The 17034-nt window shown below is 71.5% G+C and carries 16 protein-coding genes; 12 read left to right on the top strand and 4 right to left on the bottom strand.

The genetic code is table 11. The features are described from left to right. The first annotated feature begins 273 nt into the window (after positions 1–273). From fbaA to ACFWFI_RS19470, 10 genes are all read left to right on the top strand, one after another. On the top strand, positions 274–1305 hold the full coding sequence (gene fbaA / locus ACFWFI_RS19515) for a class II fructose-bisphosphate aldolase (RefSeq protein WP_387391552.1): 1032 nt from the start codon (positions 274–276) through the stop codon (positions 1303–1305). Between the two features lie 83 nt (positions 1306–1388). Beyond that, positions 1389–2582, top strand: a complete 1194-nt coding sequence (locus ACFWFI_RS19510) for a MalY/PatB family protein (RefSeq protein WP_387391549.1) — start codon at positions 1389–1391, stop codon at positions 2580–2582. Between the two features lie 100 nt (positions 2583–2682). Continuing rightward, positions 2683–4182 (top strand): DHA2 family efflux MFS transporter permease subunit, encoded by a 1500-nt coding sequence (locus ACFWFI_RS19505; protein ID WP_387391546.1) that lies wholly within the window; start codon positions 2683–2685, stop codon positions 4180–4182. Between the two features lie 3 nt (positions 4183–4185). Further along, positions 4186–4599 (top strand): DUF3151 domain-containing protein, encoded by a 414-nt coding sequence (locus ACFWFI_RS19500; protein WP_145813002.1) that lies wholly within the window; start codon positions 4186–4188, stop codon positions 4597–4599. Between the two features lie 154 nt (positions 4600–4753). Then, positions 4754–5602 (top strand): tryptophan 2,3-dioxygenase family protein, encoded by an 849-nt coding sequence (locus tag ACFWFI_RS19495; protein ID WP_387391542.1) that lies wholly within the window; start codon positions 4754–4756, stop codon positions 5600–5602. Next, a complete protein-coding gene (gene kynU / locus ACFWFI_RS19490) occupies positions 5595–6791 on the top strand; it encodes a kynureninase (protein WP_387391539.1) in 1197 nt (398 codons plus the stop codon). The genes ACFWFI_RS19495 and kynU overlap by 8 nt, the downstream gene beginning before the upstream one ends. Positions 6792–6906: 115 nt before the next feature. Beyond that, on the top strand, positions 6907–7779 hold the full coding sequence (locus tag ACFWFI_RS19485) for an alpha/beta hydrolase (protein ID WP_387391536.1): 873 nt from the start codon (positions 6907–6909) through the stop codon (positions 7777–7779). A gap of 73 nt (positions 7780–7852) precedes the next feature. After that, positions 7853–9169: a sensor histidine kinase gene (locus ACFWFI_RS19480; RefSeq protein WP_387391533.1), complete on the top strand. Its 1317-nt coding sequence runs from the start codon at positions 7853–7855 to the stop codon at positions 9167–9169. Further along, positions 9166–9834, top strand: coding sequence for a response regulator (locus tag ACFWFI_RS19475; protein WP_387391530.1), 669 nt, complete (start codon positions 9166–9168; stop codon positions 9832–9834). The genes ACFWFI_RS19480 and ACFWFI_RS19475 overlap by 4 nt, the downstream gene beginning before the upstream one ends. A gap of 9 nt (positions 9835–9843) precedes the next feature. Further along, on the top strand, positions 9844–11049 hold the full coding sequence (locus ACFWFI_RS19470; protein WP_387391527.1) for a cytochrome P450: 1206 nt from the start codon (positions 9844–9846) through the stop codon (positions 11047–11049). Here the strand turns inward: ACFWFI_RS19470 and ACFWFI_RS19465 are convergent. From ACFWFI_RS19465 to ACFWFI_RS19455, 3 genes are read right to left on the bottom strand one after another with little or no spacing between them, the layout of a single operon-like run. Continuing rightward, complete coding sequence (locus tag ACFWFI_RS19465) at positions 11032–11418, bottom strand: hypothetical protein (RefSeq protein WP_387391524.1); 387 nt, start codon at positions 11416–11418, stop codon at positions 11032–11034. The genes ACFWFI_RS19470 and ACFWFI_RS19465 overlap by 18 nt on opposite strands. 35 nt (positions 11419–11453) lie before the next feature. After that, entirely contained in the window at positions 11454–13112 is a 1659-nt protein-coding gene (locus tag ACFWFI_RS19460) for an ABC transporter permease (protein ID WP_387391522.1), read from the bottom strand. Further along, positions 13109–14059, bottom strand: a complete 951-nt coding sequence (locus ACFWFI_RS19455) for an ABC transporter ATP-binding protein (RefSeq protein ID WP_387391519.1) — start codon at positions 14057–14059, stop codon at positions 13109–13111. The genes ACFWFI_RS19460 and ACFWFI_RS19455 overlap by 4 nt, the downstream gene beginning before the upstream one ends. Positions 14060–14151: 92 nt before the next feature. Here ACFWFI_RS19455 and ACFWFI_RS19450 point away from each other — a divergent pair, with 92 nt between their 5' ends. Beyond that, positions 14152–14661 carry a GbsR/MarR family transcriptional regulator gene (locus ACFWFI_RS19450; RefSeq protein WP_387391587.1) on the top strand — a complete coding sequence of 170 codons (510 nt, stop codon included), beginning with the start codon at positions 14152–14154 and terminating at the stop codon, positions 14659–14661. 18 nt (positions 14662–14679) lie between these two features. Here ACFWFI_RS19450 and ACFWFI_RS19445 read toward each other — a convergent pair whose 3' ends face one another. Continuing rightward, positions 14680–15516, bottom strand: coding sequence for a diacylglycerol kinase family protein (locus ACFWFI_RS19445; protein ID WP_387391516.1), 837 nt, complete (start codon positions 15514–15516; stop codon positions 14680–14682). Positions 15517–15702: 186 nt separating this feature from the next. Here ACFWFI_RS19445 and ACFWFI_RS19440 point away from each other — a divergent pair, with 186 nt between their 5' ends. Then, the gene (locus ACFWFI_RS19440; protein WP_387391514.1) at positions 15703–16986 is read left to right on the top strand and encodes an adenylosuccinate synthase; all 1284 of its coding nucleotides are present in this window, start codon (positions 15703–15705) and stop codon (positions 16984–16986) included. The last annotated feature ends 48 nt before the right edge of the window (positions 16987–17034 follow it).

The raw sequence follows: 17034 nt of genomic DNA, 5'->3' as shown, positions 1-17034 counted from the left end.
GTTCGACGACGCCCGCGATGTGCAGCAGGGAGTCGAGTCGTGGGGGGGGACGCGGGGGCCCCCAACCCCCCCCAAGCCCGGCCGGATTGGCCAGGTGGCCCCCCGGCCGGGGGGCCCCCGGGGGGGGCCCCCCTTTCCCGGTGACGGGGGCCCCACTACTCGACGGGCAGCGTGGACCCGGAGCGAGAGTCTGGGAAGATAAGGGCGACGATGACGTCGCCCCCAGGTCAGGGACCAAGCACTGCACACCCGCACATCCCAAGGAGCGGACAGATGCCCATCGCAACCCCCGAGGTCTACGCCGAGATGCTCGACCGGGCGAAGGCAGGCAAGTTCGCCTACCCGGCCATCAATGTGACGTCGACCCAGACCCTGCACGCTGCACTGCGCGGCTTCGCGGAGGCGGAGAGCGACGGCATCGTCCAGATCTCCACCGGTGGTGCCGAATTCCTGGGCGGCCAGTACAACAAGGACATGGTGACGGGCGCCGTAGCCCTCGCCGAGTTCGCGCACATCGTCGCCGCCAAGTACGACATCACGGTCGCGCTGCACACCGACCACTGCCCCAAGGACAAGCTGGACGGTTACGTACGTCCGCTGCTCGACGTCTCCGCCGAGCGCGTCGCCAAGGGTCTGAACCCGCTGTTCCAGTCGCACATGTGGGACGGCTCGGCCGAGACCCTCGCCGACAACCTGGCCATCGGCCAGGAGCTGCTGGCCAAGGCCGCCGCCGCCAAGATCATCCTTGAGGTCGAGATCACCCCGACCGGTGGCGAGGAGGACGGCGTCACCCACGAGATCAACGACGAGCTGTACACGACCGTCGACGACGCGCTGCGTACGGCCGAGGCGCTGGGCCTGGGCGAGAAGGGCCGCTACCTGCTGGCAGCCTCCTTCGGCAACGTCCACGGCGTCTACAAGCCGGGCAACGTCGTCCTGCGTCCCGAGCTCCTCAAGGACCTCCAGCAGGGCGTCGCCGCCAAGTACGGCAAGCCGGCCGGCAGCCAGCCGTTCGACTTCGTCTTCCACGGCGGTTCGGGCTCCACGGCCGAGGAGATCGCCACCGCGCTGGAGAACGGCGTCGTGAAGATGAACCTCGACACCGACACCCAGTACGCCTTCACCCGCCCGATCGTGGACCACGTGTTCCGCAACTACGACGGCGTGCTGAAGGTCGACGGCGAGGTCGGCAACAAGAAGGTCTACGACCCGCGCAGCTGGGGCAAGTCCGCCGAGGGCGGCATGGCCAAGCGCGTCACGGAGGCCTGCGCCAACCTGCGTTCGTCGGGCACCAAGCTGAAGTAAGTACGTCGCGGACGTAAGAGCGGGCCCGGTCTCCCCTCGGGGGGCCGGGCCCGCTCCATGTCCGAGGGAGTGAGGGATCCGCAGTGGGTACGCCTACGCGCTACGACTTCGACACCGTCATCGACCGCCGGGGCACCTGGTGCGTCCAGTGGGACGGTGTCGCCGACCGCTTCGGGGTGGACGGGCTGCTGCCCTTCACCATCTCCGACATGGACTTCGAGACCGCGCCCGAGGTCCTGTCCGCGCTGCGGGCCCGTCTGGACCACGGGGTGCTCGGCTACACCACCTGGCAGCAGGACGACTTCCTGTCGGCCGTCGCGCACTGGTACGAGACCCGGTACGGCACCGGTATCGACACCGGCCGGCTGGTCTACGGCCCGTCCGTGCTCAGCCAGCTCTCGCAGTTGCTGCAGATGTGGACGGCCGAGGGTGAGGGCGTGGTCGTCCACACCCCGACGTACGACGGCTTCCGCAAGGCGATCCTCGGGCTCGGGCGGGACCTGCGGGGCGTACCGGTGGGGGACGCGGGAGCCCTGGAACGGGAGCTGGCGCGGGCCGACGCGAAGGTTCTGGTGCTGTGCTCGCCGCACAACCCGACAGGGCGGGTGTGGACGGAGGCCGAGCTTCGGGAGATGGCGGCGCTGGCCCGGCGGTACGGGGTGGCCGTGATCAGCGACGAGATCCACGCGGACTTCGTCCATGACGGGTACGTGCACGTCCCGTACGCCCGGGTCGCCGATGACGGGAACGGCGACGGCGGCGGTGCCCGTGACGGGCGCTGGGCGGTCATCACGTCCGCGTCGAAGTCCTTCAACTTTCCGGCGCTGACCGGTTCGTACGGGATCGTCGGACACCCCGCGGACCGTGTGGAGTATCTGCGCCGCATGGAGACCGCTGAAGGGCTCGCCTCGCCGGCGGTGCTGTCGCTGACCGCGCACATCGCGGCGTACCGGGAGGGCGCGGGATGGCTGGACGCGGTCCGCGCCTATGTCACGGGGAATCTGGCGATGGTCGGGGAGCGGCTGAACGCGGCGTTTCCCGAGCTGGCGTGGGAGCCGCCGCAGGCCGGCTATCTGGCCTGGATCGATCTGCGTCCTCTGGGTGTGGACGACGAGGCGCTGCAACGGGTGCTGATCGAGCGGGAGAAGGTCGCGATCATGCCGGGGTCGGTGTACGGGGCGCCCGGGTTCCTGCGGCTGAACGTGGGGTGCGCGCGGAGCAAGGCCGAGGCGGGGGTGTCGGCGCTGGTGCGGGGGCTGGCGGCCGTACGGGGGTAGGCGACGGGGGCTCCGAGCGGTGGGCCGCTGCGCGGGCGCCGGGCGGGTTCATGCGGGTTCATGAATGGCCACCGGGCCGGGCAGCGGTGATGCTGCTCGTATGACTGACGCGGACGGTGTGGACGGGGGCGGGATCCGGGTTGCTTCGCCCGTGGGGCGATGGGTCGTCCTGACCACCGTGCTCGGATCGAGCATGGCCCTGCTCGACTCCACGGTCATCAATGTGGCCCTCCCCCGCATCGGACAGGACCTGGGCACCGATCTGGCCGCCCTGCAGTGGACCGTCAACGCCTACATGCTCACCCTGGCGGGGCTGATCCTGCTCGGGGGTGCGCTCGGGGACCGGTTCGGGCGGCGGCGGGTGTTCGTCGTCGGGGTGGTCTGGTTCGCCGTGGCCTCGCTGCTGTGCGGGATCGCGCCGAACGCGGAGGTGCTGGTGGCCTCGCGGGCGTTGCAGGGGGTCGGGGGCGCGCTGCTCACCCCCGGTTCGCTGGCGATCATCCAGGCGAGCTTCCACCCCGACGACCGGGCCCGTGCCGTGGGGCTCTGGTCCGGGCTCGGCGGGGTCGGGGCGGCCGTCGGGCCGTTCCTCGGGGGCTGGCTGGTGGACGGGCCGGGCTGGCGGTGGGTGTTCCTGCTCAATCTGCCGCTCGCCGCCGTCTGCGTGCCCGTGGCGCTGCGCCACGTACCGGAGTCCAGGGACCCGGACGCCCACGGCCGGTTCGATGTGCTCGGTGCGGCCCTCGCCGCGCTGTCGCTCGCCCTGGTCACCTACGCCCTGATCGAGGTGCCCGAGCAGGGGGCGTCCGTCATGGTGATCGGCGCGGCTCTCGGTGGCGTGATCCTCGGAGCGGCCTTCGTGCGGGTGGAACGGCGCCGGGACGACCCCATGGTGCCGCCGTCGATCTTCGCGTCGCGGCAGTTCACAGCCGTCAACATCGTCACGTTCTGTGTGTACGCGGCACTCGGAGGGTTCTTCTTCCTGTCCGCGATCCAGCTCCAGGTGGTCGCCGGCTACTCGGCGCTCGGCGCGGGCACCGCGCTCCTGCCCACGACGGTGCTGATGCTGCTCTTCTCCGCGTCGGCGGGTGACCTCGGGCGGCGGATCGGGCCGCGGATCCCGCTCACCGTCGGCCCGCTGCTGGCGGCCGCCGGGATGCTGCTGATGCTGAGGGTCGGTCCCGGCGCCTCCTACCCGCTGGACGTCCTGCCCGCCGTGCTGGTGCTGGGTCTCGGCATGGTCACCCTCGTGGCGCCCCTCACGGCGACCGTCCTGGCCGCCGTGGACACCGGACGGGCCGGGCTCGCCAGCGGTATCAACAACGCGGCGGCGCGGGCCGCCGGGCTGCTCGCGGTGGCCGCGCTCCCCCTGCTGGCCGGGATGGGCCCCGAGGCGTACCGCGACGCGGGAGAGTTCGCCTCGACGTTCCGGCGGGCCATGCCGATGTGCGCCGGTCTGCTCGTGGCGGGTTCGGTGATCGCCTGGTGGGCCGTACGTGCGTCTCCCGCCGCCCGGCCGGAGCCCCGGCCGGCCTGCTCGATGCACTGCGGGGTCACGGCCCCGCCCTTGGAGCCGGAACCCGGGTCCGGGCACACTTGAACCATGTCCATCCACGAGAACCTGCTCGGGGGCCCTGCCCCGACCCACCTGCCCGACGACCCGGAGCCGCGCGAACTGCTCGCAGCCGGCACGGCGCCCGCCGATGTCGCGGCGAAGTACCCCACCTCCTCGCTGGCCTGGGCGCAGCTCGCCGACGAGGCGTACGAGGGCGGCCGGGTCGTCGAGTCGTACGCCTACGCGCGCACCGGCTACCACCGCGGCCTCGACGCACTGCGCCGCGCGGGATGGAAGGGCCACGGCCCCGTCCCGTTCGAGCACGAGCCCAACCGGGGCTTCCTGCGTGCCCTGCACGCTCTCGCGCGCGCCGCGCAGGCGATCGGTGAGCAGGAGGAGTACGAGCGCTGCTCGACGTTCCTGCGCGACTCCTCGCAGACCGCCGCCGACATCCTGGGCTGAGAAGACCCCGCCTTCCGGGCCCCGCGGGCAGCAGCCCGCGGGGCCCGACGCGTTCCGCGGAAGGCCGTTAGGATGCGGAACAGGGGACCGGAGCTCCACCACCTCAGAGGAAGGGGCGGACCGCTACCCGGAAGCTCGTGTCGAGGAGACAGAAATGTCGACGATTCACCCCGACCCCGAAGCCACCGGTGCGGACACCCCGCACCTGGACTTCGCGGGAACGACGCCGTACGAGGACTATGTCCAGGCGGATGTCCTGACCCACCTCCAGCACCTGCGCTCGGACGATCCCGGCGAGATGGTCTTCCTGGTCACCACCCAGGTCATGGAGCTGTGGTTCACGGTCATCGTCCATGAGTGGGAGACGGCGGCGCACGCCCTGCGCGAGGACCGCATACCGGCCGCCCGCGACGCCCTGAAGCGCTCGCTGCGGGAGCTGGAGGCGCTGAACGCCTCCTGGAAGCCGCTCGCCGGTCTCACCCCCGCCCAGTTCAACTCCTACCGGGGATCCCTCGGCGAGGGATCGGGCTTCCAGTCGGCGATGTACCGCCGGATGGAATTCCTGCTGGGCGACAAGTCCGCCTCCATGCTCGTGCCGCACCGGGGCGCGCCCCGTGTCCACGCGGAGCTGGAGAAGGCGCTCCACGAGCCGGGCCTGTACGACGAGACGCTCGCCCTGCTCGCCCGGCGTGGATACGCCGTGCCTCAGTCGGTGCTCGGGAGGGACCTGTCGCAGAAGTACGAGCCGTCCCCCGCGGTCGAGGCCGTCTGGGCGGAGATCTACGCCGACGCGGACCAGAACGCCGAGCTGGTGCGGCTCGGCGAGGTGCTGACCGATGTCGGCGAGCTGGTGTGGCGCTGGCGCAACGACCACCTGACAGCCACCCGTCGGGCGATGGGATCGAAGACCGGCACCGGCGGATCGGCCGGGGTCGCCTGGCTGGAGAAGCGGGCCACCAAGAGCGTGTTCCCCGAGCTCTGGACGGCGCGCAGCCATGTCTGACTTCAAGGAGCGCGCCGAGGCGCTCGACACCGCAGACGAACTCGCCGCACTGCGCGAGCTGTTCACCCTCGACGACACCGTCTACCTCGACGGCAACTCGCTGGGCGCGCTGCCCCGCCACGTCCCGGCGCGCATGCAGGACGTCATCACCCGTGAGTGGGGCTCCCTGCGCATCCGCTCCTGGGACGAGAGCGGCTGGTGGACGGCGCCCGAGCGGATCGGAGACCGGATCGCCCCGCTGGTCGGTGCGGCCGCCGGACAGATCGTGGTGGGCGACTCCACCAGCGTGAACGTGTTCAAGGCCGTGGTGGCCGCGAGCCGCCTCGCGGCCGACGGCCGTGACGAGATCCTGGTCGACGCGACGACGTTCCCCACGGACGGGTACATCGCCGAGTCGGCGGCCCGGATGACGGGCCACCGCGTCGTCCCGGTCGCCCCGTCCGGTGTACCGGCCGCGCTCGGCCCCCGTACGGCGCTCGTCCTGCTGAATCACGTCGACTTCCGCACGGGCAGGCTCCATGACCTGCCCGGCCTCACCGCGGCCGTCCACGAGGCGGGTGCGCTCGCCGTCTGGGACCTGTGCCACAGCGCGGGTGCCCTTCCGGTGGCCCTCGACGCGCACGGCGTGGACCTGGCCGTCGGCTGCACGTACAAGTACCTCAACGGCGGCCCCGGTTCGCCCGCCTACCTGTACGTCGCCGAGCGCCATCAGGCGGCCTTCGACTCGCCCCTGCCCGGGTGGACCTCGCACGCCGACCCGTTCGCGATGACCCCCGGATACGCCCCCGCGGACGGTTCCGTACGGGGCCGGGTCGGCACCCCGGACATCCTGTCCATGCTCGCCCTGGAGGCGGCGCTGGACGTGTGGGACGGCGTATCGGTGGACGCCGTACGGGCCAAGTCCCTGGCGCTGACGGACTTCTTCCTGGAGTGCGTCGCCGCCTACGTCCCCGAGGGGCGGGTCGCACCGGTCACTCCGTCCGCCCACGCGGAGCGCGGCAGCCAGGTCTCGCTGCGGTGCGAGAACGCGGACGAGACGGAAGCGGTGATGCGCGCGCTCATCGAGCGTGGAGTGGTCGGCGACCTGCGCCGGCCGGACGTCCTGCGCTTCGGTTTCACCCCGCTGTACGTCGGTTTCGCCGACGCGGAAAGGGCGGCGCGGATCCTCGCGGAGGTGCTCGCCGTCTGAGTGTCCGCCGCCGTACGGGTCCGCGGTCCGGGCCAGTACGGCGGCGGTGCGCCGTACTGGTACCGTCCCCGCAGGTCAGTCCAGTTGGGCACAGGCCCAGGACGGTTGGAGCAGCATGTCGGATTCTGCCGCGCGTGACCACGACGCCGCCGAGACCGAGTCGGCGTTCGCACATCCAGTGGTCGCCCCCGACGGGTCCGCGGCTTATGGAAGCCACCCCGACCAGGTGATCGACTTCTTCGCCCCGCGGGACGGCCGGACCGGGGTGCCGCTCGTCGTGCTCCTGCACGGCGGGGCCTGGCGGGCTCCGTACGACCGGCAGCACGTGTCGCCGTTCGCGGACTTCCTCGCGCGGCGTGGGTTCGCCGTGGCCAGCGTCGAATACAGGCGCGGCGGTGAGATTCCGCAGCAGGGCACGGCGGGTCCGGTCGCGGGGCGCTGGCCCGAGACCTTCGACGACGTGGCGGCGGCGATGGACGCCCTGCCGGCGCTGGCGGCCCGGGAGCTGCCGGGGGCTGATCTGCGCAAGACCGTGGTCACCGGCCACTCGGCGGGCGGGCAGCTCGCCCTGTGGGCTGCCGCACGGCACGTGCTCCCCGAGGGCTCCCCGTGGCGGCTGCCCGCCGCGCCGCCGCTGCGCGGGGTGGTCGCGCTGGCGCCGATCGGGGACTTCGCGAGCGCGGTGGAGCTGGATGTCTGCTCGGGTGCGCTGCACCAGCTCCTCGGCGCGGCCGACTTCGAGGCGCGGAGCGCGCACGTCGATCCGGCTCTGCTGCTGCCGACCGGGATCGCGACGGCCGTCGTCCAGGGTGTGGAGGACACCACGGTCCCGCCGGCCGTGACGGAGGCGTTCGTGGACGCCGCGGCGAAGGCCGGCGAGATGGTGGGGCTGACGCTGCTGGACGGGGTCGGTCATTTCCCGCTGATCGACCCGGCGGCGGACGCCTGCGCGGTGGTGGCCGAGGAGATCGCCCAGCTGGCCTGGTAGTACTTGCGACGGACGGCGAAGGATCCGCATCACTGCTGACGACCGGGGCGGGCGCGGCCCCTACCGTGGAAGCGTGACCGAGACCAAGACCAGAAGCCCGGAGTTCCGGCTGGCCGCAGGGGCGATAGACGGCCTGCGGCAGGACCTCTTCCACGACGTGTTCGACTACCGGCCGCTGGGCCCGCTGGGCACCGGTGGGCCAGTGATCAAGAGGCTGCCGAAGGCGATCAGGACGCGTGCGGTCTGGACACCGCACGCGGTGGTCGGGGCGGTCGCGCTGATCTCCCTGCTGGCCGGGGTCTTCGAGGCGAACACCTACTCGGTGTTCGGGATCTTCACCCTCATCACCGGTGTGGTGCCGTCCGCCGCTCTGCTGATGACGCTGGTCCGCCCCGTGCTCGCGTTCTGGGTGTCGATCGCGAGCACCCCGGTGGTGGCCGCCGCCGGCAACGGGGACTGGCCGTGGGGACCCAACGCCTTCGCCTGTCATCTGGGCGTGCTGATCGTCGTCGCGGCGAGGACCCGGCCGCGTACAGCAGCCTGGATGTGGGCGATCACCCTGTTCGTCGGGACCTTCCTGGGGAACTTCGGCCACATCAACGCCTCCACCACCGCGCCCATGGCCGTCGCCTCCGCTTTCGCCCTGCTGCTCGTCACCGTCGTGCAGGTCCGCCGTGAGGCCGAGCGCGAGGTGACCGTGCAGCGCACCGTCACCGCCGTCGAGCGGGACCGGCGCACACTGCTGGAGGAGCGCACCACCATCGCCCGTGAGCTGCACGACGTCGTCGCGCACCACATGTCGGTCGTCGCGATCCAGGCGGAGGCGGCCCCGTACCGGGTGGAGAATCCGCCGCCCGAGCTGGAGCAGGCGTTCGTCACCATCCGGGAGAACGCCGTGGCCGCCCTCACCGAGCTGCGCCGGGTGCTCGGCGTCGTACGCGCGGAGGACTACGAGGCGCCGGACGCCCCGCAGCCCACCCTCGCCGAGATCGGCCGGCTGCTCGACAACGTCCGGGAGACGGGGCTGGAGACGGAGAAGACGGTTACCGGTGCGGTGCGGGCGCTTCCGCAGGGCGTCGAGCTGTCGGCGTACCGGATCGTCCAGGAGGCGCTGAGCAACACGCTCCGGCACGCCCCGGGCGCCACGGCCAAGGTGGAGATCGGCTATGTGCTGGGAGGGCTCGGGGTGCGTGTCGTCAACGGCCCCGCCCGGGGGCTGGTCAAGCCGTCGCCGGGCGCAGGGCACGGAATCACGGGGATGCGGGAGCGGGTCGCGATGCTGAACGGCGAGATGACGGCGGGGGCCACCGGGGACGGCGGCTACGAGGTCGCCGTGTTCCTTCCGGTGCCGGCGGAGCGGGAACGCACGGAGGCCGGTGAGGGAGCGTGAACGACTCGCCCATCCGGGTACTGATCGTCGACGACCAGATGATGGTCCGCGAGGGCTTCTCCGTGCTGCTCAACGCGATGCCCGGCATCGAGGTCGTCGGGGAGGCCGTCGACGGCCGGCAGGCCGTCTCGCAGGTCGCGGCCCTGCGGCCCGACGTGGTGCTGATGGACATCCGCATGCCGGAGCTCAACGGCATCGAGGCGACCCGCGAGATCGTCGCCGCCGACGCGGACGCCAAGGTGCTCGTCCTGACCACGTTCGATCTCGACGAGTACGTGTACCAGGCCCTGCGGGCCGGTGCCTCCGGCTTCCTGCTGAAGGACGCCTCGGCCAGGCAACTGGCCGAGGGCGTAAGGGTGGTGGCGTCCGGTGAGGCGCTGCTCGCTCCGACGGTGACCCGGCGGCTGATCACCGAGTTCTCGAAGATCGCCGAGGCGCCGCGGCCGCCCGCCATGGCCAGGATCGGCGACCTCACCGAGCGGGAGACCGAGGTGCTCGTGCTGATCGCCCAGGGGCTGTCGAACCTGGAGATCGCCTCGCACCTGGTGGTCGCCGAGTCGACCATCAAGACCCACGTCAGCCGCATCCTGGTGAAACTGGGGCTGCGGGACCGTACCCAGGCGGCCGTGTTCGCGTACGAGGCACGGCTGGTCACACCCGGATAGCGTCGGCCCATGCACGTGTCCTTCGACCCCTGGTCCCCGGCGTTCGTCGCCGACCCGTACCCCGCCTACGCCGCGCTGCGCGCCACCGGCCGGGCGCACTACTTCGAGCCGACGCGGCAGTGGCTCGTCCCGCACTACTCCGACGTGTCCGGGCTGCTGCGCGACCGGCGGCTGGGGCGGACCTACCTGCACCGCTTCAGCCACGACGAGTTCGGTGTCACCGCCCCGCCCGCCGCCCACGAACCGTTCCACACGCTCAACGGGCACGGGATCCTCGACCTGGAGGCCCCCGACCACACCCGGATCCGCCGGCTGGTCGCCAAGGCGTTCACCCCCCGCCGGGTGGAGGCGCTCGTCCCGACCGTGGAGCGGCTGGCCGCCGGGCTCGTCGACGACTTCGTGGCGGCGGGCGGCGGCGATCTGCTGAGCGCGGTCGCCGAGCCGCTGCCGGTGGCCGTCATCGCGGAGATGCTCGGTGTCCCGGAGGCCGACCGGGGGCTGTTGCGGCCGTGGTCGGCGGCGATCTGCGGGATGTTCGAGCTGAATCCGCCGGAGGAGACCGCACGGGCCGCCGTGCAGGCGTCGGTCGAGTTCTCCGGCTATCTGCGCGAACTGATCGACGCGCGGCGGGCGGACCCGGGCACGGATCTGATCTCCGGGCTCATCGCCGCCCATGACGACGAGGACCGGCTGACCGAGCAGGAGATCATCTCCACCTGCGTGCTGCTGCTCAACGCCGGTCACGAGGCGACCGTCAACGCCACCGTCAACGGCTGGTGGATGCTCTTCCGGCACCCGGAGCAGCTGGCCTCCCTGCGCGGCGACCACAGCCTGCTGCCGACCGCAGTGGAGGAACTGCTGCGCTACGACACTCCGGTGCCCATGTTCGCGCGATGGGTCCTGGACGACATCGAGGTCGACGGCACGGTCATTCCGCGTGGCTCGCAGGTCGCGCTGCTCTTCGCGTCGGCCAACCGGGATCCGGAGCGCTTCATCGACGCGGAGACGCTGGACCTGTCCCGGCAGGACAACCCGCACATCTCGTTCGGCGCGGGCATCCACTACTGCCTGGGCGCCCCCCTGGCCCGCGTCGAAATGGGCGCGTCCTTCGGGGAGTTGCTGCGCAAGGCGCCCGGTATGCGGCTGACGGCGGAGCCGGAGTGGAATCCCGGGTACGTGATCCGGGGGCTGAGGGAGCTACTGGTCGAGATCTGAGGCGAGGGCGCCCGAGAGCCGGACGTGATCGGGGTTGTGAGGGTTCGCCCAGGTGTGGAGGCCCCATGTGGCCGCGGCGAGGACGCCCGCGGTGCACACGGCCGCGACGAGGGCCCGGGACCGCAGGGGGCCACGCCTGCCGAGCAGACGCAGGGTCAGCAGCCAGGTGACCGTGGGCATCAGGGCGCCGGCGAGCAGGACGAGGGGCAGCTCCGTCCACAGGACGGAGAGGTCCCTGCCGTGCCCCTCGAAGCCGGCGCCCATGTGCAGGCCGGTACGCCGTGACGAGCCCCAGACGTACAGGGCGGTGACCGCCCCGAGCGCCGCCGTCGCACATCCGCCGTACCCTGCCGCGTCCCGCTGCTCCATGCGCGTGAGGACGCCCGCGCGCCGCGGCCGGTTCCCTACTTCGTCTGCAGGTCCCGGCGCCGGAAGCCTTCCAGACCGAGGAGGATCAGGGCGGCGGCGACCAGGGTGAGAACGGCCAGGGGCGTCCAGTCCATGGGGGCCGCGGGCAGTTGCGGGACATGGCCGAACGGGGACAGATTGCTCATCCAGCCCGGGAACTGGAGCAGTTGGCCCAGGTAGCCGGTCACGAACGCGTACACCGGGACCGCCCACGCGGCCTGGGCGGCCCGGGGCAGCCAGCCGAACAGGACGGCGGCGACCCCCACGGTGACCCACAGCGCCGGTGCGTAGGCGAGCGCCGCACCCGTCAGGGAGAGCACCAGCCCGGAGTCGCCGACCGAAGCGGCCCCCGCGACACCGATACCGAGGCCGACCATCAGCAGCAGCGCCGTGCCGCCGGCGAGGGCGACCGCCAGATGACTGCCCGCCCACCGGGCGCGGGACAGACCGGTCGCCAGGAGGGGCTCCGCGCGGCCCGCGTTCTCCTCGGTCCGGGGCCGCAGCGCCGCCGTCACGACGTACACGGAGGCGACGACCGCGAGGATCACCATGATCATCGAGGCGAACGACTCGGCCGTGCTCGCGCCGCCGATCCTCTGGAGGGCCTCCTGGATCTGGTCGATGTTCTTCAGCATGTCGTCGGCCTCGCCGAGGATCGACCCGTACATCGCGCCCATCAGGAACAGCCCGGCGCCGAAGCCGGCCAGCACGGACCGGTGCAGCCGCAGCGCGAATCCCAGCGGCCTGAGCAGGGCGCCGGACCCCGTCGGGCGGCCGGGCCGGGTGGCGCGGAGTCCCGCGCCCACGTCCCGCCGTGTCGACAGGAAGAAGCCGGTGCCGGCGCAGAGGGCGGCCAGCGCCAGGCACAGCAGCAGCGGCCACCAGTGGTTGTCCACGTAGGGGTAGGTGCGCTGCACCCAGCCGATCGGGGAGAGCCAGGAGAGCGCGTCGTCGCCGCCCGCGTCACCGGCGGCCCGCAGGACGTAGGCGAGGCCGATGACGGCCAGCGCCATGCCGGACGCGCCGCGGGTGTGGGCGGTGATCTGTGTGGTGATCGCGGCGACACCGGCGAAGACGAGGCCGACAGCGGCGTGCGCGAGGCCGTAGAGCAGCGAGCCCGGGGCGCCGCCGGGGGCCAGGTCCATGGCGCCGAGACCGACTGCGAGCAGCAGGGCCAGTACGAGGTCGGCGATCACGGCGACCCAGAGTGCGGCGGCCAGATGCGCGTGGCGTCCGACGACAGTGGAGCGGACCAGCTCGGCGCGGTTGGTCTCCTCCTCGTCGCGGGTGTGACGGGTGATGATCAGGACGCTCATGAGGCCGACCAGGACGGCCAGGAAGCCGAGCATCTGATGGCCCAGCATCGAGCCGAACGTGTAGTCGTCCAGATAGTGCCGGGGCCCGGTCATGGCGAGCCCGGCAGGGCTGTCCATGGTGCCGAGGACGGAGGCACGGTCCTCGGGAGCGGCGTACAGCGTCTTGTACTTGTCGGCCGTGGCCAGCGTGCCGAGGAACAGCGCGAGGATCCACACGGGCAGCCGGACACGGTCCCTGCGCAGGTTGAAGCCGACCAGGGCGCGGGTCCCCGTCAGTGCCCCGGGGCCGGCGAAGGCGTGCGCCGTCGTGGGCGTGCGGGTGGCGGTCGCGGCGCTCATCGCGCGTCCCCGTGGGCGGTCGCCGGGCCGTGGCCGTTGGCGGCGAGCTCGTCGCCGTAGTGGCGGAGCATGAGCTCCTCCAGGGTCGGCGGGTGGCTGGTCAGGCTGCGTACGCCGAATTCGGCGAGCTTGCGCACGGCGCCGTCGAGGTGGCCGCCGTCCACGGCGAACCGCACCCGGCCTCCGTTCCCGGCCCCGTCGGCGGTGACCTCCACGGAGTGCACACCGGGCAGCCGGTCGAGCCCGCCGGCAGGCAGGTCCGTCTCGGCCTCGATCGTCGTACGCGTCAGGTGCCGAAGCTCGCTCAGTGACCCGGACTGCACGGTCCTCCCGAGCCGGATGATGCTGATCCGGTCGGCCAGTTTCTCGACCTGGGCCAGGACGTGGCTGGAGAGCAGTACGGTCCTGCCCGCGGCCTTCGCCTGCAGGATGACGTCCTGGAAAACCACCTCCATGAGGGGGTCGAGCCCGGCGGTCGGCTCGTCCAGGAGCAGCAGCTCCGCGTCGGAGGCCAGCGCGGCGACGATGGCCACCTTCTGGCGGTTGCCCTTCGAGTAGGCCCGGCCCTTCTTGGTCGGGTCGAGGTCGAAGCGCTCGATCAGTTCGTCGCGGCGCCGCTTGTCGGCCCCGCCGCGCAGACGCGAGAGCAGGTCGATGGCCTCGCCGCCGGTGAGGCCCGGCCACAGCTCCACGTCGCCGGGTACATAGGCCAGGCGCCGGTGCAGCTCGACCGCGTCGTGCCACGGATCCTTGCCGAGCAGCTGGGCCGCGCCCGTATCGGCGCGCAGCAGTCCCAGCAGGACCCGGATGGTGGTGGACTTCCCGGCGCCGTTGGGCCCGAGGAAGCCATGGACCTCGCCCGCTTCGACGGCGAGGTCGAGGCCGTCCAGTGCGTGTGTGCGCCCGAACGACTTGTGCAGTCCTGACACGGTGATTGCCTTCGTCATGTTTCTGAAAGTACGTTAACTTCACAAAGTTGTGAAGTTAAGGAACCGTATAAACTCAGGTCGTGACAGGAGCAGGGGAGGCGGCGGAAAACATGACCGGCGGGACCGGTGAACCCGGGAAGACGGGGGAGGGCGGGCGCGACGAGGACGCGGTGTCCCGCTTCGTCGAGCGCTTCGCGGCCGAGATGACGGAGGCCGGGATGCAGCGGATGGCCGCGCGCGTCTTCGCGTCCCTCCTCGCCGACGACGACGGCTCCATGACCTCGGCGGACCTCGGCAGGCAGCTTCGGATCAGCCCGGCCGCGGTGTCGGGGGCGATCAACTACCTCACCCAGGTCAGCATGGTCGGCCGTGAACGGGACCCCGGCTCACGCCGTGACCGCTACCGTCTGCACGACGAGATCTGGTACGCCACCTTCGCCAACCGCGACCAGGTGCTGACCCGCTGGGAGCGCGCGCTGAGGGACGGCGCACGCTCCCTCGGCGAGGACACGCCGGCGGGCGCGCGGCTCGTGGAGACGGCGGAGTTCTTCGAATTCATGCAGGCCGAACTGGTCGGCGTCCTGGACCGGTGGCGCGAGAGCCGCAAGACGTCGGGGTGAGGGCCGTGCGGCCCGGGCTCAGGCGTCCGCCGCAGGAAGCACCAGCCCCCAGGCGCCCGCGCGTACGGTCCAGGTGCGGGTCCTGACGGGGCCCGCGACCTGTATGTCCGCGCGGTAGCGGAAGTCCGGGCCGGAGACCGTGACGGCCTTCGCCTCGGCCGTGAGCGTCTCGCCGGAGGTCGTGTGGATCACCACGTCCGCCAAACCGCCGTCGCCCTGGGCGGTCACCGAGACGCCCTCGACCGGCCGGTCCAGGTCGTTCAGCAGGACCCCGTCCGCCTCGACCCGCAGCCGGTGGGCGCGTGAGGGCCCGGAGGCTGCGGGCGGGGCGGGCCGGACCAGCGCGGCCACGAGGGTGCGGCAGGTGTCCCAGACCGTGTGGGGCGGGCCGGGCGAGGGTCTGGCCGCCGGGATCCGCAGCTCGCCGAGGACGACCCCGTCGCTGTCGTCGACGAGGAGGTCCAGCCGCCGCGCGGCCCCGTCGAGCGCTGTGCGCGCCGCCGCGACCGCGCCCCGGGGCACACCGAGCGCGTAGCTGAGTTCCAGCGTGTGCGCCGCGCCGACCGGGATCAGCGAGAGCACGCTGTCGGACAGCTCCCGCTCCCGGTGGAGCTGGGACACGGCGCGCAGCAGTGCGTGGTCGTCGCCGACGACCACCGGACGCCTGGAACCGCGCCGCGACAGGGCCTTGGCGAACTCGTCGGGGCTGTCCGCAAGGCAGATCTTGGCGTGTGCGCCGGCGCTCAGGACGTCCTTCGCGATGCGCACGGACTCCCCGTCGTAGCGGCGGGCAAGGGGGTCGATGAGTACGAGTAGCTGGTGGTCGCCGTCGCCGGGGGGCTCTGCAGCCGACACCTCGGTCCTTCCTCGGGTAGCATCTTGGTGCAAGAGCCCCTTGCGCTATTGCGCCAGGGGCTTCGTCTATTCCGGGGCACCCGGTTCGACGGCTCAGGCTTTGCCGTACATCGTCGTGCGGCAGGTACGACCTTTACGTACGCCCCCTGACCTTGGACATGCCCCGCCCGGAAGGGGTGTACGCCTGTGCCCGCACTTGTGCTGCTCGGTGCTCAGTGGGGTGACGAGGGCAAGGGGAAGGCCACCGACCTCCTCGGTGGATCCGTTGACTATGTGGTGCGTTACCAGGGCGGCAACAATGCCGGCCACACGGTCGTCGTAGGCGACCAGAAGTACGCACTGCATCTCCTCCCCTCCGGAATCCTGTCGCCGGGGTGTACCCCGGTCATCGGTAACGGTGTCGTCGTCGACCCGGCGGTCCTGCTCTCCGAGCTGAGCGGTCTGAACGAGCGAGGCGTCGACACGTCCAAGCTCCTGATCAGCGGCAACGCTCATTTGATCACTCCGTACAACGTCACCGTCGACAAGGTGACGGAACGCTTCCTCGGTAAGCGCAAGATCGGCACGACCGGGCGCGGTATCGGCCCGACATACGCCGACAAGATCAACCGGGTGGGCATCCGCGTCCAGGACCTCTACGACGAGTCGATCCTGGAGCAGAAGGTCGAAGCGGCGCTGGAGCAGAAGAACCAGCTCCTGGCCAAGGTCTTCAACCGGCGCGCGATCGAGTCCGGCAAGATCGTGGAGGAGATGCTCCAGTACGCGGAGCAGATCAAGCCCTTCGTCGCCGACACGACGCTGATCCTGAACAACGCCATCGACGAGGGCAAGGTCGTCCTCTTCGAGGGCGGTCAGGGCACCCTGCTGGACGTCGACCACGGCACATACCCCTTCGTCACCTCGTCGAACCCGACCGCGGGCGGCGCCTGCACCGGCTCCGGCGTGGGCCCGACGAAGATCAGCCGGGTCATCGGGATCCTCAAGGCCTACACCACCCGCGTCGGTGCCGGCCCCTTCCCGACGGAACTTCTCGACGAGGACGGCGAGGCGCTGCGCCGGATCGGCGGGGAGCGCGGTGTCACCACCGGCCGCGACCGCCGCTGCGGCTGGTTCGACGCCCCGATCGCGCGGTACGCGACCCGGGTCAACGGCCTCACCGATTTCTTCCTCACCAAGCTGGACGTGCTGACCGGCTGGGAGCAGATCCCGGTGTGCGTGGCGTACGAGATCGACGGCAAGCGCGTCGAGGAGCTCCCGTACAGCCAGACCGACTTCCACCACGCGAAGCCGGTCTACGAGATGCTGCCGGGCTGGTCCGAGGACATCACGAAGGCCAAGACCTTCGGTGACCTGCCGAAGAACGCGCAGGCGTACGTGAAGGCGCTGGAAGAGATGTCCGGCGCCCCGATCTCCGCGATCGGTGTCGGCCCCGGCCGTACCGAGACGATCGAGATCAACTCCTTCCTGTAGGAGCTTTCCCGCAGGAACAGCGCAAGGACGGCCGGACCTTCCCGTGGA

The organism is Streptomyces sp. NPDC060209 (assembly GCF_042728155.1).
In the GTDB taxonomy this organism is placed as follows: Bacteria; Actinomycetota; Actinomycetes; order Streptomycetales; family Streptomycetaceae; genus Streptomyces.
Note: the sequence above shows the minus strand (reverse complement) of the source record. Positions and strands in the feature narration are given on the sequence as shown.